This is a genomic window from Shewanella sp. KT0246 (assembly GCF_019654955.1).
In the GTDB taxonomy this organism is placed as follows: domain Bacteria; phylum Pseudomonadota; class Gammaproteobacteria; order Enterobacterales; family Shewanellaceae; genus Shewanella; species Shewanella goraebulensis.
The window spans coordinates 1-369 of record NZ_BPEV01000166.1 but is presented as its reverse complement, the minus strand read 5'-3'; the positions used below and the strand labels follow the sequence as shown (position 1 = coordinate 369).

1 protein-coding gene is annotated in these 369 nt (G+C 42.0%); it reads left to right on the top strand.

Annotated features, from left to right (window positions below):
• On the top strand, window positions 1–369 hold a 369-nt coding region (locus K5Q58_RS20990), incomplete at both ends, for a DDE-type integrase/transposase/recombinase (RefSeq protein WP_220755762.1).

Here is a 369-nt window from a genome sequence, read left to right as displayed (position 1 = left end):
GGTCTTTAAAGACATACAGTAAACCAGCGAAAGTAAAGTTCTTCTATAAAGCGATTGAAAATAAGCGTAAAGGTTTGGCCAAAGCGACAGGTATGAATCAACAATGGTCAGGAGATATTACGTATTTGAAAGTAGGGGCTAGGTGGCATTATTTAGCCGTTGTCATCGACTTGTATTCCCGCCGAGTCATAGGCTGGGCATTTGGAAAGAACAAAACAACAGAGTTGACTTTAAAGGCCTTAAAGCTCGCAATAAGAAAGCGTAAACCCAGCGAGACTGTTCTGTTTCACACCGATAGAGGGGCAGAATACAGAGCTCATGTGGTTCAACAGTATTTAGCGTGTCACAACATTAAAGCCAGCATGAACA